Source organism: Mycolicibacterium sp. MU0050 (assembly GCF_963378085.1).
GTDB classification, from domain to species: domain Bacteria; phylum Actinomycetota; class Actinomycetes; order Mycobacteriales; family Mycobacteriaceae; genus Mycobacterium; species Mycobacterium wendilense.
Genome location: NZ_OY726395.1, coordinates 3173864 through 3200461 on the forward strand (window position 1 = coordinate 3173864; position 26598 = coordinate 3200461).

Consider the following 26598-nt stretch of genomic DNA (forward strand, 5'->3'; position numbering starts at 1 on the left):
ACATGGACGTCACGGTCGTCGGAAGCGGCCCGAACGGGCTGGCGGCGGCGGTGATCTGCGCGCGGGCCGGGCTGGCGGTGCGGGTGATCGAAGCCCAGCCGACGGTCGGTGGCGGCGCCCGCACGCTGCCCGACCCGGAGTTCCCGGGGGTCTCCCACGACATCTGCTCGGCCGTGCATCCGCTGGCGCTGGCCTCCCCGTTCTTCGCCGAATTCGACCTGCCCGCCCGCGGAGTCACCCTGACCGCGCCCGAGGTCTCCTACGCCAACCCGATGCCCGGCCACCCGGCCGCGATCGGCTACCGCGACCTGGACCGCACCTGCGACGAACTCGACGACGGCGCCTCGTGGCGGCGACTGCTCGGCCCCTTGGTCGACGACTACGCCGACGTGGTCGGCCTGATCCTGGGCGACAAGCGGTCACTGCCGCCGGTGGCGGCGGCCCTGCGCTTCGGTCCCCGACTGTTGGTGCAGGGCAGCCCGGCCTGGAACACGCTGGCCGGCGAGGATGCCCGCGCTCTGTTCAGCGGCGTTGCCGCACATGCGATTTCGCGGATGCCGTCATTGGTGAGCGCGGGCGCCGGGCTGATGCTGGCCAGCCTGGCCCACACGGTCGGGTGGCCGATACCCACCGGCGGGTCGCAGGCCATACCCGACGCCCTGGTGGCGGACCTGCGCGCGCACGGCGGTGAAGTGGTGCTCGGCGAGGAGGTCACCGATCCGCCGCCGGGCGTGGTGATCTACGACACCGCCCCCACCGCGCTGCTGGACATCTACGGCGAGCGGATGCCGGCCGGCTACGCACGCACGCTGCGGCGCTACCGCTACGGCCCGGGCGTGGCGAAGGTCGACTTCGTGCTCAGCGGCGACATCGGTTGGCGTGACGAACGTCTGGCCGGCGCCGCGACGCTGCACCTCGGCGGCGAGCGGGCGATGATGGCGCGCGCCGAGCGCGACATCGCCGCGGGCCGCCACGCCGAGTGGCCGATGATCCTGGCCGCACTGCCACACCTGGCGGACCCGGGCCGCATCGATGCCCAGGGTCGCCGCCCGCTGTGGACCTACGCCCACGTGCCGGCCGGTTCGCCGATCGACCAGGCCGAGACGGTGACCAAGGTTTTCGAGCGGTTCGCGCCGGGGTTCCGGGATCTGGTGGTCGGCGTGCGCAGCGTGCCGGCCGCCGGCCTGTCGGCGCACAACGCCAACCTGGTCGGCGGCGACATCGGGGTGGGCGGGGCCAACATGTTCAGCGCGTTCACCGGTCCGGCGCTGCGCTGGAATCCGTGGTCGACGCCGATTCCCCAGGCGTACCTGTGTTCCTCGGCGACCCCGCCGGGCAGCGGCGTGCACGGAATGGCCGGCTACTACGCGGCGCGCACCGTGCTGCGCCGCGAGTTCGGCCTGGGTCTACCGACGATTTCGGCGTGATTTCCCACGCTCACCGTGGGAAATCACGCCGAAATCAGTGGTGCGGCGTTACGCGGTTTCGGTGATCGGGCGGTCGACCCAGCTCATCAGGTCGCGCAGCTTCTTACCGGTCACCTCGATGGGGTGCTCGGCGTTCTGCTTCCGCAGGCCCTCGAGTTCCTTGTTGCCGCCCTCGACGTTGGCGACCAGGCGCTTGACGAAGGTGCCGTCCTGGATGTCGGCCAGGATCTGCTGCATCCGCTTCTTGGTGTCGGCGTCGATGACGCGCGGGCCGGACAGGTAGCCGCCGAACTCCGCGGTGTCGGACACCGAGTAGTTCATCCGGGCGATGCCACCCTCGTACATCAGGTCGACGATCAGCTTCAGCTCGTGGAGCACCTCGAAGTAGGCGAGCTCGGGGGCGTAGCCGGCCTCCACCATCACGTCGAAGCCGGTCTTGACCAGTTCCTCGGTGCCACCGCACAGCACGGCCTGCTCACCGAACAGGTCGGTCTCGGTCTCGTCCTTGAACGTGGTCTTGATGACGCCGGCGCGGGTGCCGCCGATGCCCTTGGCGTAGGACAGCGCGAGCGCCTGGCCCTCGCCCTTGGGGTCCTGGTCGATCGCGATCAGGCAGGGCACACCCTTGCCGTCGACGAACTGCCGGCGCACCAGGTGGCCGGGGCCCTTGGGGGCCACCATGCCGATGGTGACGTTGGCCGGCGGCTTGATCAGGTCGAAGTGGATGTTGAGGCCGTGCCCGAAGAACAGCGCGTCGCCGTCGTTCAGGTTGGGCTCGATGTCGCCTGTGAAGATCTGGGCCTGCGCGGTGTCCGGCGCCAGCAGCATGATGACGTCGGCCCACTTGGCCACCTCGGCCGGCGTGTCGACCTCCAGCCCCTGCTCGGCAACCTTCTCGCGGGACTTGGACCCTTCCTTGAGGCCGACCTTGACCTGCACGCCCGAGTCACGCAGCGACAGCGAATGGGCGTGGCCCTGGCTGCCGTAGCCGATGACGCCGACCTTCCGGCCCTGGATGATCGACAGATCCGCGTCGTCGTCGTAGAACATCTCAACGCTTGTTTGTGCTGCCAACTGCTTTTCCTATCTATCCTTTTGGTGTACCGGGGTGTTATTTCGTCGAGCCGATACCGCGGGGCCCGCGAGCCAGCGAAACGACGCCGGACTGCACGATCTCACGGATACCGTACGGCTCCAGCACGCGCAGCAGCGCGCCGATCTTCTCCTGGGTGCCGGTGGCCTCGATGGTGAGCGACTCCGTGGAAACGTCAACGACCTTGGCGCGGAACAGGTTGACGGCCTCGATCACCTGACTGCGGGTGCCGGCATCGGCGCGGACCTTGATCAGCGCCAGCTCCCGCGAGACCGAGTTCTCCTCGTCCTGCTCGACGATCTTGATCACGTTGATCAACTTGTTGAGCTGCTTGGTGATCTGTTCGAGCGGGAAGTCCTCGACCGACACCACGATCGTCATCCGCGACATGTTCTTCTGTTCGGTGGGGCCCACCGCCAGCGACTTGATGTTGAAGCCGCGCCGGGAGAACAGCGCCGACACCCGCGCGAGCACGCCGGGCTTGTCCTCGACGAGCACCGACAGCGTGTGCGTGGTGACTCCAGATGTGCCCATCAGACCTGATCCTCGTTGTCGAACAGCGGACGGATGTCGCGTGCGGCCATGATCTCGTCGTTGCCGGTGCCGGCGGCCACCATCGGCCACACCTGCGCGTCGGCGCCGACGATGAAGTCGATGACCACGGGCCGGTCGTTGATGGCGCGGGCCTGGTTGATGACGTCCTCGACGTCTTCGGCACGCTCACAACGCAATCCGACGCAGCCGAGCGCCTCGGCCAGCTTGACGAAGTCCGGGATGCGCTGGCTGTGCGTGGCCAGGTCGGTCTGGCTGTACCGCTCCCCGTAGAACAGCGTCTGCCACTGCCGCACCATGCCCAGGTTGCCGTTGTTGATCAGCGCGACCTTGATGGGCGCACCCTCGATGGCGCAGGTGGCCAGCTCCTGGTTGGTCATCTGGAAGCAGCCGTCGCCGTCGATGGCCCACACCTCGGCCTCCGGGCGCGCCATCTTGGCGCCCATGGCCGCCGGCACCGCGAAGCCCATGGTGCCCAGACCACCGGAATTCAGCCAGGTGCGCGGCTTTTCGTAGGAGATGAACTGCGCGGCCCACATCTGGTGCTGGCCGACACCGGCGACATAGATCGCATCCGAACCCGCGATCTCGCCGAGCTTCTCGATGACGAACTCCGGGCTCAGGCTGCCGTCGCTCTGCGGTCCGTAGCTCAGCGGGTAGGTGGACCGGACGCCGGCCAGGTACTCCCACCACTGATCCATCTTGATGTTGCCGGGCACGTCGTCGCGGCGCAGCGCCGCGATCAGGTCGGCGATGACGGCCTTGGCGTCGCCCACGATCGGGACGTCGGCGTGCCGGTTCTTGCCGATCTCGGCCGGGTCGATGTCGGCGTGAATCACCTTGGCCTCGGGCGCAAACGAGTCCAGCTGCCCGGTGACCCGGTCGTCGAACCGGGTGCCGAGCGCGATCAGCAGGTCGCTGCGCTGCAGGGCGGCCACGGCAGCGACCGTGCCGTGCATCCCGGGCATCCCGAGGTGCTGCGGATGGCTGTCCGGGAACGCTCCGCGGGCCATCAACGTGGTCACCACCGGGATCCCGGTCAGCTCCGCCAGCTCCAGCAACTCGGCGCTGGCCTCGCCGCGGATGATGCCGCCGCCGACGTACAGCACCGGCTTGCGGGCCGCGGCGATCAGCTTGGCCGCCTCCCGGATCTGGCGGTTGTGCGGCTTGGTGTTCGGCTTGTAGCCGGGCAGGTCGGTCTCCGGCGGCCAGCTGAAGGTGCACTGGCCCTGCAGCACGTCCTTGGGGATGTCGACCAGGACCGCGCCGGGGCGGCCCGAGGAGGCGATGTGGAACGCCTCGGCGATCACCCGCGGGATGTCGTCACCGGTGCGCACCAGGAAGTTGTGCTTGGTGATGGGCATCGTGATGCCGGAGATGTCGGCCTCTTGGAAGGCGTCGGTGCCGATCAGCCCGCGGCCCACCTGACCGGTGATGGCCACCACCGGGATGGAGTCCATCTGCGCGTCGGCCAGCGGCGTGACCAGGTTGGTCGCCCCGGGCCCGGAGGTGGCCATCATGACGCCGACCTTGCCGGTGGCGTGCGCGTAGCCGCTGGCCGCGTGGCCGGCGCCCTGCTCGTGGCGCACCAACACGTGGCGCAGCTTCCGGGAATCGAACAGTGGGTCGTAGACCGGCAGCACCGCACCGCCCGGGATGCCGAAAATGGTGTCGACGCCCATCTCCTCGAGCGAGCGCACCACCGACTGGGCGCCGGTCATCTGCTGCGGCGGGACCCGTTGGCCCGAACCGGAGGGAGTGCCGTTGGCGGGCTTGGGTGCGGTCACCGTTGCGGGCGGTCGCGTGGTGGGTGCGCTCACGATGTGTCCTTGCTCGTGTTCTGGGCTGGTGTTCTGGAGTTCGGTGTCGATGCGGGGCGTTGGCCCCTTGGCAAACAAAAAACCCCCGGTCAGCTACTGCTGCACGAGGGTTGCGCGTTGATGCTCGTAGGCTCGGCCTTGGGAGTGGCCTCGCTAGACCTTACGCGGCACCAACGCGCCGGCTTACTACTACGAGAATCTCGCGGGTGGTCATAGCCCACGACGGTAGCCCTCGTCCGGGGTTCGCGTCAAATTGCTTGACCTGCGCGGACGGCAATCGCGGCGGGCGGGCAAGATGGCGGCATGGCTACACCCGATGCTCCCGTGGTGATCCGGATGTCGCCGATGGCCCACGTGGCCGTCGCGTTCGTGGCGTTCGCCATGCTGCTGCCCGTTCTCGCGCTGCCGTGGCTTACGCCGATGCTGATCATTCCGGTGCTCGCATCGGTGGCCATCGTGCGCCTGCGCACGGTGGCAAAGCGGGACACCGTGACCGCGCGTTCGCTGCTGAAGAGCACCACGGTGGGCTGGGACGAGATCAAGGGCCTGAAGTTCGTCAAGGGGTCCTGGGCGCGCGCGGAGCTGCGCAACGGCCGGGAGCTCTCCCTTCCGGCGGTGTCGTTCTCCACGTTGCCGCTGCTCGCCGCGGCCAGCGGCGGACGGGTGCCCAACCCGTACCAGTGAGCGTCAGCCCAGCGGATTGGCTCCGTTGAGCAGCACCCACACCGCGATGCCGCCGCCGACGCCGAGCAGCAACGCCACGAACGAACCGATGAACGGCCGACGGGCCCACCCGCGACCCGCGTCGAACCCGTACCGGCCGGGCCCGATCAGGATGATCGCGGCGGCGACCACGATGAGCGTCAACTCGAACTCGTGGCCCTCGGGCAGGAAGAACTCGAAGCGCCCGGGGTCCTGCTGGGTCATGACGCCCGCCAGCAGCCCGTTGATCAGGTAGGCCAGCGCGGCCGCGGCGGCCAGCGGGGTGAACAGCCCGAGCACCAGCAGCAGCCCGGCCACGATCTCGGTGCCGGCGGCGATGTAGGTCAGCAGTTCGGCGTGCCGATAGCCCAGGTCGGCCAGCCCGTCGCCGAAGCTGCCCAGTCCGGATCCGCCCCACCAGCCGAACGCCTTCTGCAGCCCGTGCACGATCAGCAGCGCGCCGAAGCCCGCGCGCAGCAGTAGCAGCCCCAGGTCCTGGGTGCCGCGGCGGCCGGCGCGGCGGACCGCCTCGTAGTCGTCGGGTTCGATGGCCGCGGGCCCCACCGCCGGCGGGCGGCCGTCGTGCGGCGCCACGTAGGGCAACGGCTCCGGATCGTTGAGGAGGCTGTAGCCCGTCGAGGACGGCGTCGATCCGTACGGTGGTATGGCGGTGGTCTCGAAATCGCCGCCATAGCCATCCGACGGCATGTCATCCTCGGGGTCGACCAGGCTGGCCGAGCTGGGCCGCGAGGAACCGGCCCCGGACGCCGAATCGTCCGGCCGCTGCCAGCTTGGGTCATGCGATGGGCTCGTCACGCTTGCCAGGGTAAGTCCAACCCTGCTCAGAACCCGGTATTTGCGGCCCGCTTTCGAGTACCTATATCGGAAGGTGACCCAACAGGCCCGTGGCGGGCACCGCGGGGCGATCCGTAACCTGGCTGCATGCAGATCCGCCGTCGGGTGCCGCGCGCGCTGACCGCAACGTGTGCGGTGCTGTTCCTGTTCGCCGCGGCGGGCACCGGGTGCGCACGCTTCGACGACGCCATGTCGCAGCCGTTCACCACCGAGCCCGAACTCAAGCCGCCGACCACGTCGACCCCGCCTCCCCCGCCACCGCTGCCGGGCAAGCCGTTCCCGAAGGAGTGCCCCGCGACCGGCGTCATGCAGGGCTGCCTGGGCAGCACCAGCGGACTGATCATGGGCCCGACCGGCAAGACCGCCCTGGTGGCCGAGCGCACCACCGGCGCGATCAAAGAAGTCGCGATCGCCGCCGAGCCCAAGGTGGTGGCCACCATCCCCGTCGACGGCTCCGGCGACGGCGGCCTGCTGGACATCATCAAGTCGCCGACCTACGGGCAGGACGGGCTGATGTACGCCTACATCAGCACCCCGACCGACAACCGGGTGGTGCGGATCGCCGCCGGCGACGTCCCCAAGGATCTGCTCACCGGAATTCCCAAGGGCGCCAACAACAATGCCGGGTCACTGATCTTCACCAGCCCCACCACGCTGCTGGTGCAGACCGGCGACGCCGGGGACCCCGGGCTGGCCGCCGACCCGAATTCGCTGGCGGGCAAGCTGCTGCGGATCGAGCAGCCGACCACCATCGATCAGGCGCCGTTGACCACCGCCCTGTCCGGTCTGGGCGGCGCGGGCGGCATGTGCACCGACCCGGCCGACGGCTCGCTGTATGTCACCGACCGCACCCCCACCGCCGACCGCCTGCAGCGGATCACCAAGGATTCCAAGACCTCCACGGTGTGGACCTGGCCGGACCGCCCCGGTGTCGCCGGGTGCGCGGCACTGGACGGCACAGTGCTGGTGAACCTGGTCGACACCAAGCAGACCGTCGCCGTGCGGCTGGCCCCCGAAACCGGGGCCGTCACCGGGGATCCCGAGGTGGTCCGCGACGGCCAGCACGGTCACGCGTGGGCCGTCCGGCTCTCACCGGACGGCAACGTGTGGGGCGCGACGGTCAACCGGACCGCCGGGGATCCCGACAAGCTCGACGACGTGGTGTTCCCGCTGTTCCCCGAGGGCGGCTTCCCCCGCAACGAGGCGGACATCACCTAGGGGTTCAGGGGTTCAGCCCTTTTCGACCGCGGCCATCACCAGTTCGCGCACCCGCGCGGCGTCGGCCTGGCCCTTGGTGGCCTTCATCACCGCGCCGACGATGGCGCCCGCCGCTTGCACCTTGCCGCCCCGGATCTTCTCGACGACGTCGGGGTTGGCGGCCAGCGCCTCGTCGACGGCGGCCTGGATCAGCCCGTCGTCGCGGACCAGCGCCAGACCGCGGGCCGTCATCACCGCCTCGGGTTCGCCCTCGCCGGCCAGTACCCCCTCGATCACCTGGCGGGCCAGCTTGTTGGACAGCTTGCCGTCGTCGACCAGCTTGACCACGGCCGCCACCTGCGCGGGTGTGATGGGCAGGGCGTCGAGTTCCACCCCGGCCTCGTTGGCCTTCTGCACCAGGAAGTTGCCCCACCAGGCGCGGGCGGCCTCGCTGGGGGCGCCGGCGGCCACGGTCGCCGTGACCAGCTCGACGGCGCCGGCGTTGACCAGGTCACGCATCACCTCGTCGGAGATTCCCCAGTCCTCCTGGATTCGCTTGCGCGCCAACCAGGGCAGCTCACCGATGGTGCCGCGCAAGCGTTCGATGAGCTCCGGGCTGGGCGCGACGGGCTCGAGGTCCGGCTCCGGGAAATAGCGGTAGTCCTCGGCGGTCTCCTTGGTGCGACCGGGGCTGGTGTAGCCGTCCTCGTGGAAGTGCCGGGTTTCCTGGGTGACGGTCCCGCCGGCCTCGAGCACGGCGGCCTGACGGCGCATCTCGTAGCGCACCGCGACCTCGACGCTCTTGAGCGAGTTGACGTTCTTGGTCTCGGTGCGGGTGCCGAATTCCTTGGCGCCCTTGGGCTTCAGCGAGACGTTGGAGTCACAGCGCATCGACCCCTGGTCCATGCGGACATCGGACACGCCGAGCGAGCGCAGCAGATCGCGCAGCGCCGTCACGTAGGCGCGGGCGATCTCGGGTGCGCGCTCACCGGTGCCCTCGATCGGCTTGGTGACGATCTCGATCAGCGGCACGCCGGCCCGGTTGAAGTCCGCCAGCGAGGTGGTGGCGCCCGCGATCCGGCCGGTGTCGCTGCCGAGGTGGGTCAGCTTGCCGGTGTCCTCCTCCATGTGCGCCCGCTCGATCTCGATCCGCCAGGTGCTGCCGTCGTCGAGGGGCACGTCGAGGTAGCCGTCGATCGCAATCGGCTCGTCGTACTGGGAGATCTGGTAGTTCTTGGGCTGATCCGGGTAGAAGTAGTTCTTCCGCGCAAACCGACCCCACGGCGCGATCTGGCAGTTCAGCGCCAGTCCGATGCGGATCGCCGACTCGACGGCGGACTCGTTGAGCACGGGCAGCGCGCCGGGCAGTCCCAGGCACACCGGGCACACCAGGGTGTTGGGTTCGGCGCCGAACCGGTTGGCGCAGCCGCAGAACATCTTGGTGGCCGTCGACAGTTCGACGTGCACCTCCATGCCCATCACGGGGTCGTACCGCGCGATCACGTCGTCGTAGTCGAGCAACTCGGCTTCGGCCGTCTGGGTACGCGCAGCTGTCATACCGCGATCCTAGTTGGGCGCGATTTCAGCCGAAGAAAGCGGCCGCGTCGTCGTAGCGGCTCTGCGGCACCAGCTTCAACTGCGCGGTGGCCTCGGCCAACGGGACCCGGCCGATGTCCTCGCCGCGCAGCGACACCATCATCCCGTACTCGCCGGCGTGCGCGGCGTCGGCGGCGTTGACCCCGAACCGGGTGGCCAGCACCCGGTCGTAGGCGGTGGGCTTGCCACCGCGCTGCACATGCCCGAGGACCGTGACCCGCACGTCCTTCTTGATCCGCTTCTCCACCTCGAGGCCCAGCTGCTGGGCGACGCCGGTGAACCGCTCGTGGCCGAACTCGTCGAGGCCGCCCTGGCGCAGCTGCATGGTGCCCTCGGCGGGTTTGGCGCCCTCGGCGACGACGCAGATGAAGTGGGAGTCACCGCGCACGAAGCGCGCCTTGATCAGCCGGCACACCTCTTCGACGTCGAAGGGCTGCTCGGGGATCAGGATCATGTGCGCACCGGAGGCCAGCCCGGAGTTCAGTGCGATCCAGCCGGCGTGCCGGCCCATCACCTCCACCAGCATCACCCGCTGGTGCGACTCGGCCGTGCTGTGCAGCCGGTCGATCGCCTCGGTCGCGATCATCAGCGCCGTGTCATGCCCGAATGTCACGTCGGTGCAGTCGATGTCGTTGTCGATGGTCTTGGGCACTCCGACCACCGGCACGCCCTCCTCGGACAGCCAGTTGGCCGCGGTCAGCGTGCCCTCGCCGCCGATCGGGATGAGCACGTCGATCCCGTTGTCGTCGAGGGTCTGCTTGATCTGGTCGAGCCCGGCGCGCAGCTTCTCGGGGTTGACCCGCGCGGTGCCCAGCATGGTGCCGCCCTTGGCCAGCAGCCGGTCGTTGCGGTCGTCGTTGACCAGCTGCACGCGGCGGTTCTCCAACAGCCCGCGCCAGCCGTCCTCGAAACCGACCACCGTCGAGCCGTAGCGCGCGTCGCAGGTCCGCACCACCGCCCGGATGACCGCATTCAAACCTGGACAGTCGCCGCCTCCGGTGAGCACTCCAATCCGCATGTGCTCCATCTAACCGGTTTACAGCGCGGTTGGCAGCGGGCCCCTCGCGGCCTCGTACGCCGCACCCACGCGGTAGAGCCGGTCGTCGGCCAGCGCCGGCGCCATGATCTGCAGGCCCACCGGCAGGTTGTCGTCGGGCGACAGCCCCGAGGGCACCGACATGCCGCAGTGCCCGGCGAGGTTCAACGGCAGCGTGCACAGGTCGAACAGGTACATCGCCAGCGGGTCGTCGACCTTCTCCCCGAGCCGGAACGCGGTGGTCGGGGTGGCCGGCGACACCAGCACGTCGACGGACTTGTAGGCCTCGTCGAGGTCGCGGGCGATCAGGGTGCGTACCTTCTGGGCCTGGTTGTAGTACGCGTCGTAGTACCCCGCCGACAGCGCGTAGGTACCGATCATGATGCGGCGCTTGACTTCTGGGCCGAAGCCGGCGGCCCGGGTCAGCGCCATGACCTCCTCGGCGCTGCGCGTGCCGTCGTCACCAACCCGCAGGCCGTAGCGCATGGCGTCGAAGCGGGCCAGGTTGCTGGACACCTCGGACGGGAGGATCAGGTAGTAGGCGGCCATCGAGTAGTCGATGTGCGGGCAGTCGACCTCGCTGACCTCCGCGCCGAGCTCGCGCAGCTGGTCGACGGCGGCGTTGAACGACGACAGCACGCCCTGCTGGTAGCCCTCGCCGCGGTGCAGCTGGGACACCACGCCCACCCGGACGCCCTTGAGGTCGCCGGTCGCGCCGGCCTTGGCCGCGGCCACCACGTCGGGCACCGCCGCCTGTACCGACGTCGAATCGCGCGGGTCGTGGCCGGCGATCACCTCGTGCAGCAGCGCGGTGTCGAGCACCGTGCGGGCGCAGGGCCCGCCCTGGTCCAGCGACGAGGCGCAGGCGATCAGCCCGTACCGGCTGACGGTGCCGTAGGTGGGCTTCACCCCGACCGTGGCGGTCAGCGCCGCGGGCTGCCGGATCGAGCCGCCGGTGTCCGAACCGATGGCCAGCGGCGCCTGGAAGGCCGCCAGGGCGGCCGCACTGCCGCCGCCGGAGCCGCCGGGCACCCGCTCGGTGTCCCACGGGTTGCGCGTGGGGCCGTAGGCCGAGTTCTCGGTGGAGGAGCCCATGGCGAACTCGTCCATGTTGGTCTTGCCCAGGATCGGCAGGCCCGCGGCCCGCAGCCGCTCGGTCACCGTCGCGTCGTACGGCGAGTTCCAGCCCTCCAGGATCTTCGATCCGCAGGTGGTGGGCATGTCGGTGGTGGTGAACACGTCCTTGAGCGCCAGCGGGACCCCGGCCAGCGCCGACGGCAACTCTTCGCCTCCGGCGACCCGCTTGTCGATCGCCGCGGCGGTGGCCAGCGCCTGCTCGCCGGCGACGTGCAGAAACGCGTTGTACTGACCGTCGGTGCGGTCGATCTGCTCCAGACAGGCCGCGGTGGCCTCGGTGGAGGAGACTTCCTTGGCCGCGATCTTGGCGGCGAGGTCGGCGGCGGACAGCCGGACCAGGTCGGCGTTGCTCACTGGCTCTCCCCCAGGATCTGCGGAACCTCGAAGCGGCCCTCGGCGGCGCGGGGGGCCGCGGCCAGCGCCTCCTGCTGGGTCAGGCTGGGTTGCACCGTGTCCGGGCGGGTGACGTTGACGTCCTTGAGCGGATTGTCGGTGGCCTCGACATCGGTGACGTCGACGGCCTGGATCTGGCTGACGTGATCGAGGATCGCGCCGAGCTGGCCGGAGAAGCCGTCCAGCTCGTCATCGGTCAGCGCCAGGCGGGCCAGCCGCGCCAGGTGGGCGACATCATCTCGGGAGATCTGCGACACGAGCGCCAAGCCTAGTCGGTGCCGGGCCGGCACCCCGAACAGGCGGGACTGTTCTCGGCGGACGGCGGGCGGCTGTGAAAAAGTGTGCGCGTGCCTTCCTATCTACTGCGGGTCCGACTCGACGACCGGCCGGGCAGCCTCGGCTCCCTGGCCGTGGCGTTGGGATCCGCGGGTGCCGACATCCTGTCGCTGGACGTGGTCGAGCGGGCGTCGGGCTACGCCATCGACGACCTGGTGGTCGACCTGCCCGCCGGCGCCATGCCCGACACCCTGATCACGGCCGCCGAGGCGCTCAAAGGCATCCGGGTGGAATCGATCCGGCCCCACACCGGACTGCTCGAGGCGCACCGCGAACTCGAACTGATCGACCGCGTCGCGGCCGCCGGCAACCGGGCCGCGCGGCTGCAGGTGCTCGTCGACGAGGCGCCGCGGGTGCTGCGCGTGGGCTGGTGCACGGTGCTCCGCGTGGCCGAGTCGGGGCTGCAACGGGTGGCCGGAAGTCCCAGCGCGCCCGAGACCCGACCCGATTCGGCGCCCTGGCTGCCGCTGGCGTCGGCGCAGGCCCTCGACGGCACCGCCGACTGGGTGCCGCAGCTGTGGCGCGACATGGACACCACGTTGGCCGCGGCCCCGCTGGGCGAGCAGCACACCGCGGTCGTCCTGGGCCGTCCCGGCGGGCCCGACTTCCGGCCCTCGGAGGTGGCCCGGCTGGGCTACCTGGCCGGCATCGTCGCGACCATCCTGGCCTGAATCCGGCTGACCGCGAACCTTATTCGCTGTTGCTGCCGGAGGCGTTGGCATTGCCGAGCGCCTCGCGCAGCCGATCCAGCGGGTCGCCGGTGTTGCGCGTCGGCCAGTTCCGTCGGATTGGGCTGCACTCGTACGCGTGCAGTCGTCATCTGTTCTCCTCCTGCGGGACGGTCAGCCGAACGTGACGACCGGCGGATCCTGCGACATGTCGACCGAGCCGCTCACGAACGGCGAGACGGTGCCGCTCTTCGGCCCGCTTCTGGTGTCGATCGACACCGGGAATTCCACGCTGGCCAGGCTGAAGCGATAACGCATCTCGTAGGTGTTGAAGTGATTCAGGTCCAGCGCGGGGATCTCGGGCTGACCCCAGGACGCCGACCCGTCGATGGCGCCGGGTTCGTTGACGCCGTTCGGGCACGACGGCGGCTTGAGCGCCGAGGATCGGGTGCACTTGATGATCGCGTCGCGGACGGCCTTCTCGGCCGCCTTCCGTCCGGCATCGCTGACGCCGACCTCGATGCGGAGGTTGAACACCGAGGAGTACCCGGACAGTCCGTTGAGCAGCAGCGGTTCGGAGGTCACCGACAGATTCGGGTTGGTGGTGCCGATGTCGAGCCAGCCCGGGAACACGTAGAACGCCGAGGTGGGCAACGGTTTACCGAACAAGGTCACGTTGGAGAGGGACTTGTCCTGGGTGTTCACCGGGGGCTTTTCCACCTTGGCCGCCGCCATCTGCAGCTTCCACTCCTTGCCGGAGCGCTTCAGCATCAAGGTTTCGTCGGACACCTGATCGCCGAAGTTCACCGCAACGTGCACGGTGCCCATGCTGTACGCGGTCGCCGAGTCGTCGTTGAGAATCTTGATGTTGGTGATCGGCGCCTTCTCGATCTGCTTCTTGAGGATCTCGTCGGTGAGGAACTCCTTGGAGCCGGGCTGACCGTCGCTGTAGGACAGCGCTGCCTCCGCGTCGCCGCGGGCCAGGGCCTCGAGGTAACCCTTGACGACATCGCCGGCGGTGCCGGACTTGCCGTCCTCGCCGCCGCCGGCGAGGGCGATCACGGCGACGATGACGGCGATCAGCAGCACCGCCGCACCGGCGACGAGCGTGATGATCAGCGGCTTGCGGTTCTTCGGGGGCGGACCGGTGAAGGGCGGCGGCGGACCCCAGTTACCCTGCCCGGACCAATTCGGCCCCGCCGGCGGTGGCGCCCAGCCGGGCGGCGGTCCACCCGGTGGCGGCGGCCCGCCGACCGGATTGGGGCCACCGTAGCCGCCCTGAGGTCCGTGGTTACCCGGCCAATTGGTCACGCGGCTGCCTCCGCCCTGGTGCCTGACACGTGCTGAGAACCCCCACAACCACTGCCCCCCGAAGACCCCGGAGCAGCCCCATCCCGGTTGGAATCGCCCCGACGGCGACTCGACTGGGAGCATTCTAACCACGTTGTGGCGACGTCTTCGCACCAAGTCGGGCGGCCCCCAGCAACCATCCGTGGGCACCGCGGCCCACCGCGTATCACATCGCCGCGTTGCCGGCGTCCACCGGAAGCGCCGTGCCGGTGATGTACCGGGACTTCGGACCGGCCAACCACACAACGGCGTTCGTGACGTCCTGCGCCTCGACGAACGGCACGGGCAACAGGTTGCCGGCCATCGCCGTCGAGGGCGCGCTGCCGGCAAAGACATTGGCCATGTGCTCGTTCATGATCATCGGCGTCGCGACGCCGGTGGGATGCACCGAATTCACCCGAATGTTGTGTTGGGCATAGGCATTCGCCGCCGACCGCATGAGTCCGACGACGCCGTGCTTGGACGCGGCGTAGGCGAACATCGCGGCGCTGCCGTCACCGCCGCGGCCCACCAGTCCCTGCATGGAGCTGGTCAGGATGATTGAACCGCCGCGGCCCTTCCGGATGATCGACGGCGCGGTGGCCGCGATGGTGTGCCACACGCCGTTGAGGTTGGTGTCCACGATGGTGCGGTAGAGCTCTTCGTCGTCGGGGTCGGGCAGTCCCATCGCGACCACGCCGGCGTTGGCCACCACGATGTCCACCTCACCGAGTTCGTCGATCCCGCTCTGCACGCCCGCACGCAACTCGGCGAGGTCGCGGACGTCGGCGATCACCGGGACCACCCGGCGCCCGGTGGCGCGGACCAGCTCCGCGGTCTCCTCCAGGTCCTCCTTGGTGGCCATCGGGTATGGGATGTGTTCGACGTCGGCGCACCGGTCGATCGCGATGATGTCGGCACCCTCGGCGGCCAGCGCGACGGCGTGGCTTCGGCCCTGCCCCCGCCCGGCACCGGTGATGACCGCGACGCTGTTGTCCAGTTCTGCCATGTCCTGCCTTCGGTTTCGGTGTGGGTCCGGGTTCAGTTCGGCCCGTGTTCGAGCAGCCGGCGGAAGCCGTCCTCGTCGAGGATCGGCACGCCGAGTTCGACGGCCTTGTCGTATTTGGAGCCCGGGGCGTCCCCGGCGACCACGTAGGCGGTCTTCTTCGACACCGACCCGGCGGCTTTGCCGCCGCGGGCGAGGATCGCCTCCTTGGCCTGATCGCGGGAGAATCCGGCCAGCGAGCCGGTGACCACGATCGACAGGCCCTCGAGGGTGCGCTCGATGCCGGCGTCGCGCTCGTCGGCCATCCGCACGCCGGCGGCCCGCCACTTGTCGACGATGGCGCGGTGCCAGTCGACGGTGAACCATTCGACGACGGCGGCCGCGATCGTGGGCCCCACCCCCTCGACGGCCGCCAACTGTTCCTCGGAGGCCGCCTCGATGGCCTCCAGGCTGCCGAACTCGCCGGCCAGCGCGCGGGCCGCGGTGGGGCCGACGTGCCGGATGGACAGGGCCACCAGCACCCGCCACAGCGGCTGGGCCTTCGCCTTGTCGAGGTTGGCCAGCAGCAGCTCGCCGTTCTTCGACAGCTCACCCTTCTGCGTGGTGAACAGGTCGGTGCGCAGCAGGTCCTCGGCGGTCAGCGTGAACAGGTCGCCCTCGTCGGTGATGACCCCGGAGGTCAGCAGCGCGGTGGCGGCCTTCTCCCCCAGCGCCTCGATGTCGAAGGCGCCGCGGCCGGCCATGTGGAACACCCGCTCGCGCAGCTGCGCCGGGCAACTGCGCGAGTTGGGGCAGCGGATGTCGGCGTCGCCCTCCTTGGCCGGCGCCAGCGGGCTGCCGCACTCCGGACACGTTGTCGGCATGACGAATTCGCGTTCGGAGCCGTCGCGCACATCGACGACGGGTCCGAGCACCTCGGGGATGACGTCGCCGGCCTTGCGGATGACGACGGTGTCCCCGATCAGCACGCCCTTGCGTTTGACCTCCGAGGCGTTGTGCAGCGTGGCCAGCCCCACCGTGGAGCCCGCGACCTTCACCGGCTCCATGTAGGCGAACGGCGTGACGCGGCCGGTGCGCCCCACGTTGACCCGGATGTCGAGCAGCTTGGTGGTGGCCTCCTCCGGCGGATACTTGTAGGCGATCGCCCACCGTGGCGCGCGGGACGTGGCGCCGAGTCGGCGCTGCAGCGACACCGCGTCGACCTTGACCACCACGCCGTCGATCTCGTGTTCGACGTCGTGGCGGTGCTCGCCCCAGTAGGCGATGCGCTCCTGCACCGCGGTCAGCCCCTGCACCCGGGCGGTGTGCTCGGAGACCGGCAGCCCCCAGCTCTGCAACGCCAGATAGGCGTCGTGCAGCGAGTCCGGCGTGAAGCCCTCGACGTGGCCGAGGCCGTGGCAGATCATCCGCAGCCGGCGCCGCGCGGTCACCGCCGGGTTCTTCTGCCGCAGCGACCCCGCGGCGCTGTTGCGCGGGTTGGCGAACGGCGGCTTGCCCTCGGCCACCAGGCTGGCATTGAGCGCCTCGAAGTCGGCGAGGCGGAAGAACACCTCGCCGCGCACCTCGAGCACCGCGGGCACCGGGTACTCGTCGGTGCCGGTCAGGCGCAGCGGGATGTCGTCGATGGTGCGGGCGTTCAGCGTGACGTCCTCGCCCGTGCGGCCGTCACCGCGGGTGGCGCCGCGCTCCAGCCGGCCGTCGCGGTACACCAGCGACAGCGCGACGCCGTCGATCTTCAGCTCGCACAGGAAGTGCTGATCGTCGCCGATCTCGGCCCGCAGCCGCGTGGTCCAGGCGGACAACTCCTCGGTGTTGAAGACGTTGTCCAGGCTGAGCATCCGCTCGAGGTGCTCGGCCGGCGCGAACTCGGTGGCGAACCCTGCGCCGCCGACCAGTTGCGTGGGCGAATCCGGGGTGCGCAACTGCGGATGCTGCTCCTCGAGCGCATTGAGCCGGCCCAACAGCGCGTCGAACTCGCCGTCGGAGATGATCGGCGCGTCGCGGATGTAGTAGCGGAACTGATGGTCGCGCACCTCGTCGGCGAGTTCCTGCCACTCGCGGCGCAGATCGGCTTCGTCCGGGTCTGCCTCGACGGCATCTCCGGAGTCATGGTCGGCTGAGCTCACCATGGCAGGTTAACCAAGTCCGCCGACACCGGCACTTATGCTGCGCATATGCCTCATCCGATCATGTTCGACGACGACGATCCGGCCCTGGCCGAGCTGCGGCGCATCGCGCTGGACTTCCCCGGCGCCGCCGAGAAGGTGTCATTCGGCCGGCCGGTGTTCCACGCGCCGAAGATGTTCGCGATGTACGGCGGCACCTGCAAGACCACCGGCGAGATGGTCGCCTTCCCGCATTCGGTGCTGGTGAAGGTCGACGAGGCCGAACGCCCGGCCCTCGAACAGGACCCCCGGTTCTTCTTCCCGATGTACCTGGGCCCCTTCGGCTGGCTCGGCCTGGACCTCACCGCCGCCGCGGTGGATTGGGACGAGGTCACCGAACTGGTGGACGCCTCCTTCCGCCTGGCGGCGGCCAAGAAGCTGGTCAAGGAACTGGACGCGCGCCGGCGTTAGTCGGGGTCGGTCTCGACGAAGGCGCGCAGGCGGTCGATGCGTTGGTCCCACCGCCGCGACAGCGCATCGAGGTAGTCCCCGGCCGCGGTCAGCGATTCGGGCTGCAGGGTCCAGATCCGTTCCCGCCCGCGCTTTTCGCTGCGTACCAGGCCGGCCGTTTCCAGCACCGCGAGGTGCTTGGTCGCGGCCTGCCGGGTAGCCGGGATCGCCTCGGTGAGCGCGGAGGTGGAGCAGGGTCCGGCATCACACAACCGGATGATGATCCGCAGCCGGTTGGGGTCGCCGAGGGCATCGAAGACCGGTGCCGGCGCCGCGGCTAGGCCCATTGGGCGGCGGTCACGTAACGACCGATCAGCTTCAGCTGCTCGGCCCAGCCCTGGGAGTTGTCCGAGAATGCGCCGGCGCGACGGTCGGCGGGCAGCGCATCGAAACCCGACTCGACGATCTGCAGCAGCACCCCGTCATCGACCTCGGACAAGGTGAACTCGACCAGGGTGGTCAGGTCCGCGAACTGCTCCCCCGCCAACGGATTCCAGCGAAAGCTGAAGTAGCACTGGGGTTCGACAGCGACGATGTGCAAGACGAACGGCTGCTCGTCGTGCGCCTGCTGCGCCGCGGCGACCTCGTCGTCGACGGCGGTGCCCGTCATGGCGCACGACAGCGACTCCCCCGCGGCGAACGGCCCGTCGACACGCATGCCGAACCAGGTGCCGAACTGTTCGGAGTCGCTGATGGCGCGCCACACGCGGTCCAGTGGTGCGCGCAGCACCGCGCTCTTCTCGATGCGATCGGTGGACATGATATGCAACCTCCAAGTTTCCTTTGTGGAGGCCACACTAAGCCTGACATCGTCATCACGCAACCTTTTAGTTGCGTATCGGCGCGGTGGATTCAGATGGACTCGGGGTCGGCCACCAGTCCGTCGGCCACCTGCTGGCACAACTCCACCGCGCGCCGCGCCCACTGCGGGGTCGTGCCGGCCAGCCCGCAGGCCGGCGTCACCCCGATGCGCTCGGCCAGGATCGCGCGGCCGAAGCCCAGCCGATCGGTGACCGCGGCGAGCGCACCGGCCACCTGCTCGACCGACGGACGTTGGGCCGGTTCGACCGCCGGGACCGCCCCCAGCAGCACGGTGCGGCCGGCCTCCAGAAACTCGCCCAGGTGATCGAGGTCGGCGGGCCCCAGCGCGGCGACATCCACCGAGACGGCACCTATCTCACTGCGCCGCAACACGTTCCAGGGGATATCCGCGGCGCAACAATGGAGGACCGCAGCCTGCCCCGCCCGGCCGACACAGCGGTCGATCAACTCGACGGCCAGCGCCTCGTCGACCGGGTGCACCGGGTTCAGGCTGGTGACGCCGCGCAGCCGTCCGGCCAGCGCGGCGGGCAACGTCGGCTCGTCGAATTGCACGACCACCTCGGTGTCCAGCCGGCGGACCAGCTCCGCACGATGGGCGGCCACGCCCTCGGCCAGGGACTCGGCCAGGTCGCGCACCGCACCCGGATCGGTGATCGCGCGGTGTCCGTTACCGAGTTCGAGCTCCGCGGCCAGCGTGATGGGGCCGGGGGCCTGGACCTTCACCCGGCGGCCCGACCCCCGCAGCCCGGCGAGCTCCCAGGCCTCTTCGAGCGCGTCCATGTCCTCGCCGAGCAGGCTGACGGCCCGGCGGGCCACCGCCCCACCGCGGGCGACCACCCGGTAACCGCGCGGGACGGTGTCGATCGCGATGTCGACCAGCAGCGCGCCCGCCCGGCCGATCAGGTCCGCCCCGATCCCCCGGGCGGGCAGCTCGACCAGGTGGGTCATCGAATGCAGCTCGCCCACAACGATTTCGGCGGCCTGCCGCGGCGCGGTACCGGGCCAGGAGCCGATCCCGGTCGCGGTGGCGAAAATACTCACCGGCCAACCGTATGGGATGGGACTAGAGTTCGACACGTGGGCCTCATCGTTCGGCTGCTCGGCTGGTGTGTCCTCGCACTGGCCCTGCCGGCATGCACCACCGTGGTCGACGGGCGGGCGTCCGCCCCCGCCGACGCGGGCCCGTGGTCGCCGCCGCTGGTCGACGCCCGTGCCGTACTGCTGGATCTGAACTCGATGCGGGGCATCACCGGGGCGGGCACGGACCTCTCGGTGATCCCGTCGATGGACACCCCCTACCCCGTCGACATCACCCCGCTGGCCGACGAGGCGCCGCCGCCGTGCCGGTTCCTCTTCGCCGAGACCGCGACCTTCGGCACCAGCATCGACGACTTCCACAAGATCAGCTATCAGAGCCCGCCCGACGCCGGGTTGATCTCGCAGGCCGCCGCGGTCTACGTCGATCCGCCGACCGCGCGGGCGGTGTTCGACGAGTTGACGCACGCGGCCACCGATTGCGCCCAGACGCCTTTCGGCCAGACCTATCTGGGCGAGCTGCGCTCCGACGACCGGTCGCTGCGCACCCGGGCGGGCGAGTGCGGCCGCGACTATCGGCTCAAGGCGGTGGTGCTCGCCGAGGTGACGTTCTGCGCGTTCGGCGAATCGGTCTCCGACATCGTGCTGGCGAACCTGCTCGGCGGCGTCCCGGAGTGAGGCCCGCTCAGGCCCGAATCACCCTGGGGCCCAACGCCTCGTAACGCTGGGCCTCGACGGCGGGCAACTCGGTTCCGGTGACGATGGTCTCGAACTGGGCGATCTCGGCGAACCGGGCGAAGTGGTCGACGCCGAACTTGGAGTGCGCGGCGACGAGCACGCTGCGCCGGGACGCCCGCACGGCCGCCTGCTTCACCGCGGCCACCGCGGGGTCGGGGGTGGTCAGCCCGTGCTCGAGCGACACCCCGTTGGTGCCCAGATAAGCCAGGTCGATCTGCAGGGTCTGCAGCCGGCTGACCGCCCAGTGGTCGACGGTGGCCAACGTCCTGCCGCGCAGCCGCCCACCGAGCAGCAGCACCGTCACGCTGGTGCTGTCGGCGAGTGCCTCGGCCGCCAGCAGCGACGACGTGACCACCGTCAGCGCGCTGTCGGTGAGCCGCTCGGCGATCAGCCGCGGGCTGAAACCCTCGTCCAGGTAGACCGTTTCGGCGCCGTGGACCAGTCCCGCGGCCGCCCCGGCGATCCGGTGCTTCTGCGCGAGGTCGACCTGACTGCGGTACTGCAGGCCGGACTCGAACCCGGCCGTCTCCACAGCGATCGCCCCGCCGTGCACCCGCTTGAGCAACCGCCGGCCCGCCAGGACCTTCAGATCACGGCGGATCGTCTCGCTCGCGACCCCGAGTTCGTCGGCCAGGGCGCCGACCTCGACCCGTTCCCGGGTCCGGGCGAACTCGACGATCCGGGCCTGTCTGCTCTCCGAATCCACTGGCCGTCACCACCTACCGCCCGGCCAGCACGGCCCGCACCTCTTCGGCTGTGGTGGCCGTGCGCAGCCGGTCCACCTCGTCGGCCTTGAGGAACACCTGCGCGATCCGGGTCAGCAACGCCATGTGGTCCTTGCCCGCGCCCGCGATGCCGACGACGAACTCGGCCGGCTTGCCGTTCCAATCGATGGGCTCGACGTAGCGCACGAACGACATGCCGGTGCGCAGGATGCTGTCCTTGGCCTCGTTGGTGCCGTGCGGAATTGCCAGGCCGTTGCCCATGTAGGTCGACACCGAGGTCTCCCGTTCGTGCATGGCGGCGACGTACGACGGCTCGACCGCGCCCGCGGCCACCAGCAACCGGCCCGCCTCCTCGATGGCGTCCGCACTGGTGCGCGCGGCGCCGTCCAACACGATCGATTCCAACCGCAGCACGTCCGCACCGGATTCGGCGTCCGGCTCCGGGGCCGGTTCCGAGTCGGGCTCGGCGGCCGAGCCGCCGGCCCCCAGCAGCTCCACGATCTCGTCGTACCGCGGACTCGACATGAAGTCGTCGACCGAGATGTGCACGGCCGAAGGTGTTTTCAGGCGTGCCCGGTCGGTCAGGTCGCGGTGGGTGACCACCATCCCGTAGCTGTCGGTAAGGTTGGCGATGGACTGGTTGGTGACCTTCACCTCGCGGTGCCCGGCCTGCTGCACCTTCTTCCGCAGCACCGAGGCCCCCATCGCCGAGGAGCCCATGCCCGCGTCGCAGGCGAACACGATGCTGGTGATCGGTCCGCGTGGGCCGCCGTCCACGAGTTGGGCGGCCACGCTGGATTTCTTGCCCTTCATGGACTCCATCTCGGCGGTGGCCGCGGCCAGGTCGGGTTCCTCGGCGGCCCGGTCGGTCTTGAGCAGCAGTGCCGCCACCGCGAAGGACACCGCGGTGGCGCCCAGCACGGCCAGCGTCACGCCCAGGAAGCTGCCGGTTGCCGTCTGCGCGTAGATCGCGATGATCGAGCCGGGCGCCGCGGGCGCCCGCAGGCCGGAGTTGAACAACACGTTGATGAACACGCCGGCCATGCCGCCGAGGATGGCCGCGGCGATCAGCTTGGGCTTCATCAGGACGTACGGGAAGTAGATCTCGTGAATTCCGCCGAAGAACTGGATGATCGCCGCGCCGGGCGCCGAGGCGCGCGCCATGCCGCGCCCGAACACCATGTAGGCCAGCAGGATTCCCAGGCCGGGCCCGGGGTTGGTCTCCAGGAGGAACAGGATCGACTTGCCGGTCTCGAGCGCCTGGGTGGAGCCCAGCGGGGTCAGCACGCCGTGGTTGATCGCGTTGTTGAGGAACAGCACCTTGGCGGGCTCGATGAAGATCGAGGTCAGCGGCAACAGGTCGTTGTCCACCAGGAAGTCCACCGCGTTACCGGCGGCCCGGGTGAACGACGAAACGATGGGCCCGATGCCGAAGAAGCCGAAGATGGCCAGGAACATCCCCAGGATGCCGGCCGAGAAGTTGTCGACCAGCATCTCGAAGCCCGGCCGGATCTTGCCTTCCCAGAGTTCGTCGGCCTTCTTCATCAGCCAACCGCCGAGCGGTCCCATGATCATCGCGCCCATGAACATCGGCACGTCGGCGCCGGCGACCACGCCGATGGTGGCGATGGCGCCGACCACGCCGCCGCGCACGCCGTAGACCATCCGGCCGCCGGTCGCGCCGATCAGCAGCGGCAGCAGATAGGTGATCATCGGCGCGACCACACCGCCGTCCGCGAAGGCCCCCCAGCCGCCGATCTTGGCGACCCAGCCGTCGGGGTCGCGCAGCGCCTCGAAGAGGCCGGCCAGCCAGCCGGTCTCGATGAACAGTGCGGTGATCAGTCCCCAGGCGATGAACGCGCCGATGTTGGGCATGACCATGTTCGACAGTGCGGTGCCGAGTTTCTGCACCCGGACCCGCAGGCCGGTGCGCGGTGCTGACGCTTCGGGTGACGACGCTTCCAGGGTGGACAACTGAGGACCTCCGGTCTCGGCGCGACAGTGATGCCAGTCACATCACCTGCTTGCAGTAAACCCCACAAACGGGCACATCGGCAAGCATTCGGGCGCAAACGGGCGGACTATTTGGTGGTTTTGTGCCCGGATTGCGGTTATGGTCACTAGAGTGCTGTCAGGTTCACCCCTCGTGCACACCCCGATCCGACGCCGGAAGGACCCCACCATGCAGGCCCTGCGCTTCTACGCACCCGAGGACGTCCGCCTCGAAGACGTCCCCGAACCGACCTGCGGCCCCGACGAGATCAAGCTGCGGGTGCGCAACTGCTCCACCTGTGGCACCGACGTCAAGATCTTCTACAACGGCCACCAGAACCTCTCCCCGCCGCGCATCATCGGCCACGAGATCGCCGGCGAGGTGGTGGAGGTCGGCGCCGACGTCAACTCCACCTACGGCTCCAACTGGCAGGTGGGCGATCGCGCCCAGGTGATCGCCGCGGTGCCGTGCGGCGAGTGTCACGAATGCCGCAAGGGCTGGATGGCGGTGTGCCAGAACCAGACCTCGATGGGCTACCAGTACGACGGGGGCTTCGCCGAGTACATGATCGTGCCCAAGCAGGTGCTCAAAGTCGATGGGCTGAACCGGATTCCGGACAACGTCGGTTACGACGAGGCGTCCGCCGCCGAACCGTTCGCCTGCGCCATCAACGCTCAGGATCTGCTCGGGATCGAGGAGGGCGACACCGTGGTGGTGTTCGGCGCGGGCCCGATCGGCTGCATGCACATCCGCATCGCGCGCGGTGTGCACAAGTGCGGCCCGATCTATCTCGTCGACGTCAACGAGGCCCGGTTGAAGATGTCGGCCGACGCGGTGTCACCCGACGAGATCATCGACGGCTCCAAGGTCGACGTCGTCGAGCGCGTCATGGAGCTGACCGGTGGCCGCGGCGCCGACGTCGTCATCACCGCCACGGCCGCCAACGTCGCCCAGGAGCAGGCCATCGCGATGGCCGCCCGCAACGGGCGCATCTCGTTCTTCGGCGGGCTGCCCAAGAACAACCCGACCATCACCTGCGACTCCAACGTGGTGCACTACCGGCAGTTGCACATCCACGGCGCCAACGGCTCGGCGCCGGAGCACAACAAGCGGGCGCTGGAGTACATCTCGACCGGGCAGGTGCCGGTCAAGGACCTCATCACCCGGCATGTGCCGCTGGCGCAGGTGCTCGACGCCTTTCAGATCGTGAAGAACGGCGAGGCCATCAAGGTCACCGTCGAGCCGTAGCGCCGATCGTCGCGCTGGCCAGCACCTCGTCGCCGGCGGGGTCGGGGCGGTAGAGCACCATGGTCTGCCCGCGCGCCACCCCCCGCAGCGGGGTGTGCAGGCGCATCCGCAACTCACCGTCGACCACCTCGGCCACCCCGGGCGCCAGGCCGCCGTGGGCCCGCACCTGAACCTCGCATTCGACCAGCCCTGCCAAGGGATTACCGGAGGTGAAGACGGGACGCTCTCCCGTCAAGCCGACGACGTCGAGGTCCTCGACCGACCCGACCCGCACGGTGCCGGAGTCGGCGTCGATCTCCGTGACGTAGCGCGGCGCTCCGTCGGGCCCCGGCCCGGCGATGCCGAGCCCCTTGCGCTGCCCGATCGTGAACCCGTGCACCCCGTCGTGTTCGGCCAGCACGGCCCCGCCGGCATCGACCACGGCGCCGGGGCGCACGCCGATCCGGGCGCCGAGGAAAGCGCGGGTGTCCCCGGACGGGATGAAGCAGATGTCGTGGCTTTCGGCCTTGCTCGCCACGGCCAGGCCGCGGCGGGCGGCCTCGGCGCGGATCTCCGGCTTGGCGGTGTCCCCCACCGGGAAGGCCGCGTGCCGCAACTGCTCCGCGGTCAGCACCGCCAGCACGTAGGACTGGTCCTTGTCCGCGTCGACCGCGCGGCGCAGCCGACCCTCGGCCAGCCGGGCGTAGTGACCGGTGGCCACCGCGTCGAAACCGAGCGCCAGCGCGCGGGCCGACAGCGCCGAGAACTTGATCCGCTCGTTGCACCGCACACAGGGGTTCGGTGTCTCGCCGCGGGCGTAGGACTCGACGAAGTCGTCGATCACGTCTTCTTTGAAGCGGTCCGCGAAATCCCAGACGTAGAAAGGGATCCCGAGCACATCGGCGACCCGCCGGGCATCGGCCGCGTCCTCCTTCGAACAGCAGCCGCGCGAACCGGTGCGCAGGGTGCCCGGTGCCGAGGACAGCGCCAGGTGCACCCCCACCACGTCGTGTCCGGCGTCGACCATCCGTGCGGCGGCGACCGAGGAATCCACCCCGCCGCTCATGGCCGCCAACACCTTCATCAGCGCGGCACCCCCGCGCTGGCCAGCGCGGCCTGCCGCGCCCGTTGCACCGCCGCCGGCAGCACCCGCAGCGCCGCGTCGACGTCGGCGTCGACGCTGGTGTGCCCCAGCGACAGTCGGATGGAACCGCGGGCGGCGGCCGGATCGGCCCCCATCGCCAGCAACACGTGCGACGGCTGCGCCACCCCGGCCGTGCACGCCGACCCGGTGGAGCACTCGATCCCGTTGGCGTCCAACAACATCAGCAGGGAGTCACCCTCACAGCCGCGGAAGGTGAAGTGCGCGTTGCCCGGCAGCCGGTGGGTGCGCGAACCGTTGACCACCACGTCGTCGATCGAGCCGAGCACCCCGTCGATCAGCCGGTCACGCAATTCGCGAAGCCGGGCGCCGCCGGCCTCCTGGGCGTCGACGGCGAGACGCAAGGCGACGGCCATCGCGACCGCGCCCGCGACATCCGGTGTGCCCGAACGCACGTCCCGCTCCTGACCACCGCCGTGCGACAGCGGTACGCAGGCGGCGTCGCGGCGCAGCAGCAGCGCGCCCACCCCGGTGGGGCCGCCGAACTTGTGCGCGGTCAGACTCAGCGCCGCGCAACCGCTATCGGCGAACCCGACCGGCAGGTGACCGACGGCCTGCACCGCGTCGGTGTGCATCGGGACGTCGAACTCCGCGGCCACCGCGGCCAACTCGTCGATCGCCATGACGGTGCCCACCTCGTTGTTGGCCCACATGATGGAGATCAGCGCGACGTCGTCGTGCTCCTCGAGCACGGTGCGCAGGGCGCCCGGGGCCACCGCGCCGTCGGCGTCGGTGGGTACGAAGGTGACCGCGGCGCCCTCGTGTTCGGCGAGCCAGGCGACCGCGTCGAGCACCGCGTGATGCTCGACCCCGGTGGTGACGATGCGGCGGCGGCGCTCGTCGGCGTCGCGGCGCGCCCAGAACATGCCCTTGATCGCGAGGTTGTCGCTCTCGGTGCCGCCCGCGGTGAAGATCACCTCGGAGGGCCGGGCGCCGAGCGCCGCGGCGATGGTCTCCCGGGACTCCTCCATCCGGCGGCGGGCCGCGCGGCCCGCGGTGTGCAGGGACGAGGCGTTTCCGACAGTGCCCAGGACCGCCGTCATCGCCTCGATGGCAGCGGGGTACATCGGGGTGGTGGCGGCGTGGTCGAGATACACCGAAGGGGCGGGGCTCATGACCCGTCCAGGGTACCCG

General features: G+C 69.9%; 25 protein-coding genes. 7 read left to right on the forward strand and 18 right to left on the reverse strand.

Features of this window, described 5'->3' with window-relative positions; translation table 11 throughout:
• Positions 1-2 precede the first annotated feature (2 nt).
• The gene (locus tag R2K23_RS14995) at positions 3-1427 is read left to right on the forward strand and encodes a phytoene desaturase family protein (protein WP_316510387.1); all 1425 of its coding nucleotides are present in this window, start codon (positions 3-5) and stop codon (positions 1425-1427) included.
• A gap of 48 nt (positions 1428-1475) precedes the next feature.
• Here the strand turns inward: R2K23_RS14995 and ilvC are convergent, their stop codons facing one another.
• The 3 genes from ilvC to R2K23_RS15010 all read right to left on the reverse strand — a co-directional run bounded on the left by ilvC (position 1476) and on the right by R2K23_RS15010 (position 4892).
• Positions 1476-2477 carry a ketol-acid reductoisomerase gene (ilvC, locus tag R2K23_RS15000; RefSeq protein WP_316517298.1) on the reverse strand — a complete coding sequence of 334 codons (1002 nt, stop codon included), beginning with the start codon at positions 2475-2477 and terminating at the stop codon, positions 1476-1478.
• A 61-nt stretch (positions 2478-2538) separates the two neighbouring features.
• A complete protein-coding gene (gene ilvN / locus R2K23_RS15005; RefSeq protein WP_316510388.1) occupies positions 2539-3054 on the reverse strand; it encodes an acetolactate synthase small subunit in 516 nt (171 codons plus the stop codon).
• Positions 3054-4892, reverse strand: coding sequence for an acetolactate synthase large subunit (locus tag R2K23_RS15010; protein WP_396892076.1), 1839 nt, complete (start codon positions 4890-4892; stop codon positions 3054-3056). The genes ilvN and R2K23_RS15010 overlap by 1 nt, the downstream gene beginning before the upstream one ends.
• Positions 4893-5195: 303 nt before the next feature.
• Here R2K23_RS15010 and R2K23_RS15015 point away from each other — a divergent pair, with 303 nt between their 5' ends.
• A complete protein-coding gene (locus R2K23_RS15015; RefSeq protein ID WP_316510389.1) occupies positions 5196-5576 on the forward strand; it encodes a PH domain-containing protein in 381 nt (126 codons plus the stop codon).
• Positions 5577-5579: 3 nt separating this feature from the next.
• Here R2K23_RS15015 and R2K23_RS15020 read toward each other — a convergent pair whose 3' ends face one another.
• The gene (locus R2K23_RS15020) at positions 5580-6410 is read right to left on the reverse strand and encodes a DoxX family protein (RefSeq protein WP_316510390.1); all 831 of its coding nucleotides are present in this window, start codon (positions 6408-6410) and stop codon (positions 5580-5582) included.
• A gap of 126 nt (positions 6411-6536) precedes the next feature.
• On the opposite strand from R2K23_RS15020, the gene R2K23_RS15025 reads away from it, so the two are divergent.
• The gene (locus tag R2K23_RS15025; protein ID WP_396892079.1) at positions 6537-7667 is read left to right on the forward strand and encodes a PQQ-dependent sugar dehydrogenase; all 1131 of its coding nucleotides are present in this window, start codon (positions 6537-6539) and stop codon (positions 7665-7667) included.
• A 12-nt stretch (positions 7668-7679) separates the two neighbouring features.
• Here the strand turns inward: R2K23_RS15025 and gatB are convergent, their stop codons facing one another.
• Genes gatB through gatC form a run of 4 tightly spaced genes read right to left on the reverse strand, consistent with a single transcriptional unit; the run spans position 7680 to position 12065 of the window.
• Positions 7680-9203 (reverse strand): Asp-tRNA(Asn)/Glu-tRNA(Gln) amidotransferase subunit GatB, encoded by a 1524-nt coding sequence (gene gatB, locus R2K23_RS15030; protein ID WP_316510391.1) that lies wholly within the window; start codon positions 9201-9203, stop codon positions 7680-7682.
• Positions 9204-9228: 25 nt separating this feature from the next.
• Positions 9229-10260 (reverse strand): ATP-dependent 6-phosphofructokinase, encoded by a 1032-nt coding sequence (locus R2K23_RS15035; protein WP_316510392.1) that lies wholly within the window; start codon positions 10258-10260, stop codon positions 9229-9231.
• Between the two features lie 18 nt (positions 10261-10278).
• Positions 10279-11769 carry an Asp-tRNA(Asn)/Glu-tRNA(Gln) amidotransferase subunit GatA gene (gene gatA / locus R2K23_RS15040; RefSeq protein ID WP_316510393.1) on the reverse strand — a complete coding sequence of 497 codons (1491 nt, stop codon included), beginning with the start codon at positions 11767-11769 and terminating at the stop codon, positions 10279-10281.
• A complete protein-coding gene (gene gatC, locus R2K23_RS15045) occupies positions 11766-12065 on the reverse strand; it encodes an Asp-tRNA(Asn)/Glu-tRNA(Gln) amidotransferase subunit GatC (RefSeq protein ID WP_316510394.1) in 300 nt (99 codons plus the stop codon). Before gatC ends, gatA begins: the two co-directional genes overlap by 4 nt.
• 90 nt (positions 12066-12155) lie before the next feature.
• Between gatC and R2K23_RS15050 the strand changes: the two genes are divergently transcribed.
• Positions 12156-12815 carry an ACT domain-containing protein gene (locus tag R2K23_RS15050; RefSeq protein ID WP_316510395.1) on the forward strand — a complete coding sequence of 220 codons (660 nt, stop codon included), beginning with the start codon at positions 12156-12158 and terminating at the stop codon, positions 12813-12815.
• Positions 12816-12986: 171 nt separating this feature from the next.
• On the opposite strand, the gene R2K23_RS15055 is transcribed toward R2K23_RS15050, so the two are convergent.
• The 3 genes from R2K23_RS15055 to ligA all read right to left on the reverse strand — a co-directional run bounded on the left by R2K23_RS15055 (position 12987) and on the right by ligA (position 17273).
• The gene (locus R2K23_RS15055) at positions 12987-14123 is read right to left on the reverse strand and encodes a hypothetical protein (RefSeq protein ID WP_316510396.1); all 1137 of its coding nucleotides are present in this window, start codon (positions 14121-14123) and stop codon (positions 12987-12989) included.
• A gap of 205 nt (positions 14124-14328) precedes the next feature.
• Positions 14329-15150, reverse strand: a complete 822-nt coding sequence (locus tag R2K23_RS15060; RefSeq protein ID WP_316510397.1) for a mycofactocin-coupled SDR family oxidoreductase — start codon at positions 15148-15150, stop codon at positions 14329-14331.
• 32 nt (positions 15151-15182) lie between these two features.
• Positions 15183-17273 carry an NAD-dependent DNA ligase LigA gene (gene ligA / locus R2K23_RS15065; RefSeq protein WP_396892083.1) on the reverse strand — a complete coding sequence of 697 codons (2091 nt, stop codon included), beginning with the start codon at positions 17271-17273 and terminating at the stop codon, positions 15183-15185.
• A gap of 48 nt (positions 17274-17321) precedes the next feature.
• On the opposite strand from ligA, the gene R2K23_RS15070 reads away from it, so the two are divergent.
• The gene (locus R2K23_RS15070) at positions 17322-17723 is read left to right on the forward strand and encodes an MmcQ/YjbR family DNA-binding protein (protein WP_316510399.1); all 402 of its coding nucleotides are present in this window, start codon (positions 17322-17324) and stop codon (positions 17721-17723) included.
• Here R2K23_RS15070 and R2K23_RS15075 read toward each other — a convergent pair.
• From R2K23_RS15075 to R2K23_RS15085, 3 genes are all read right to left on the reverse strand, one after another.
• Complete coding sequence (locus R2K23_RS15075) at positions 17720-18049, reverse strand: ArsR/SmtB family transcription factor (protein WP_316510400.1); 330 nt, start codon at positions 18047-18049, stop codon at positions 17720-17722. The genes R2K23_RS15070 and R2K23_RS15075 overlap by 4 nt on opposite strands.
• Positions 18040-18522, reverse strand: coding sequence for an SRPBCC family protein (locus R2K23_RS15080; protein ID WP_316510401.1), 483 nt, complete (start codon positions 18520-18522; stop codon positions 18040-18042). The genes R2K23_RS15075 and R2K23_RS15080 overlap by 10 nt, the downstream gene beginning before the upstream one ends.
• 92 nt (positions 18523-18614) lie before the next feature.
• Entirely contained in the window at positions 18615-19625 is a 1011-nt protein-coding gene (locus tag R2K23_RS15085) for a uroporphyrinogen decarboxylase/cobalamine-independent methonine synthase family protein (RefSeq protein ID WP_316510402.1), read from the reverse strand.
• Positions 19626-19661: 36 nt separating this feature from the next.
• On the opposite strand from R2K23_RS15085, the gene R2K23_RS15090 reads away from it, so the two are divergent.
• The gene (locus tag R2K23_RS15090) at positions 19662-20297 is read left to right on the forward strand and encodes a sensor domain-containing protein (RefSeq protein WP_316510403.1); all 636 of its coding nucleotides are present in this window, start codon (positions 19662-19664) and stop codon (positions 20295-20297) included.
• Between the two features lie 7 nt (positions 20298-20304).
• Here the strand turns inward: R2K23_RS15090 and R2K23_RS15095 are convergent, their stop codons facing one another.
• Positions 20305-21063: a DeoR/GlpR family DNA-binding transcription regulator gene (locus R2K23_RS15095; protein WP_316510404.1), complete on the reverse strand. Its 759-nt coding sequence runs from the start codon at positions 21061-21063 to the stop codon at positions 20305-20307.
• A 13-nt stretch (positions 21064-21076) separates the two neighbouring features.
• Positions 21077-23056, reverse strand: a complete 1980-nt coding sequence (locus R2K23_RS15100) for a PTS mannitol transporter subunit IICBA (protein WP_396892087.1) — start codon at positions 23054-23056, stop codon at positions 21077-21079.
• Between the two features lie 208 nt (positions 23057-23264).
• Here R2K23_RS15100 and R2K23_RS15105 point away from each other — a divergent pair, with 208 nt between their 5' ends.
• Positions 23265-24323 (forward strand): zinc-dependent dehydrogenase, encoded by a 1059-nt coding sequence (locus tag R2K23_RS15105; protein WP_316510405.1) that lies wholly within the window; start codon positions 23265-23267, stop codon positions 24321-24323.
• Here the strand turns inward: R2K23_RS15105 and mnmA are convergent.
• Entirely contained in the window at positions 24307-25386 is a 1080-nt protein-coding gene (gene mnmA / locus R2K23_RS15110; RefSeq protein ID WP_316510406.1) for a tRNA 2-thiouridine(34) synthase MnmA, read from the reverse strand. The genes R2K23_RS15105 and mnmA overlap by 17 nt on opposite strands.
• Positions 25386-26579, reverse strand: a complete 1194-nt coding sequence (locus R2K23_RS15115; protein ID WP_316510407.1) for a cysteine desulfurase family protein — start codon at positions 26577-26579, stop codon at positions 25386-25388. The genes mnmA and R2K23_RS15115 overlap by 1 nt, the downstream gene beginning before the upstream one ends.
• Positions 26580-26598: the final 19 nt, after the last annotated feature.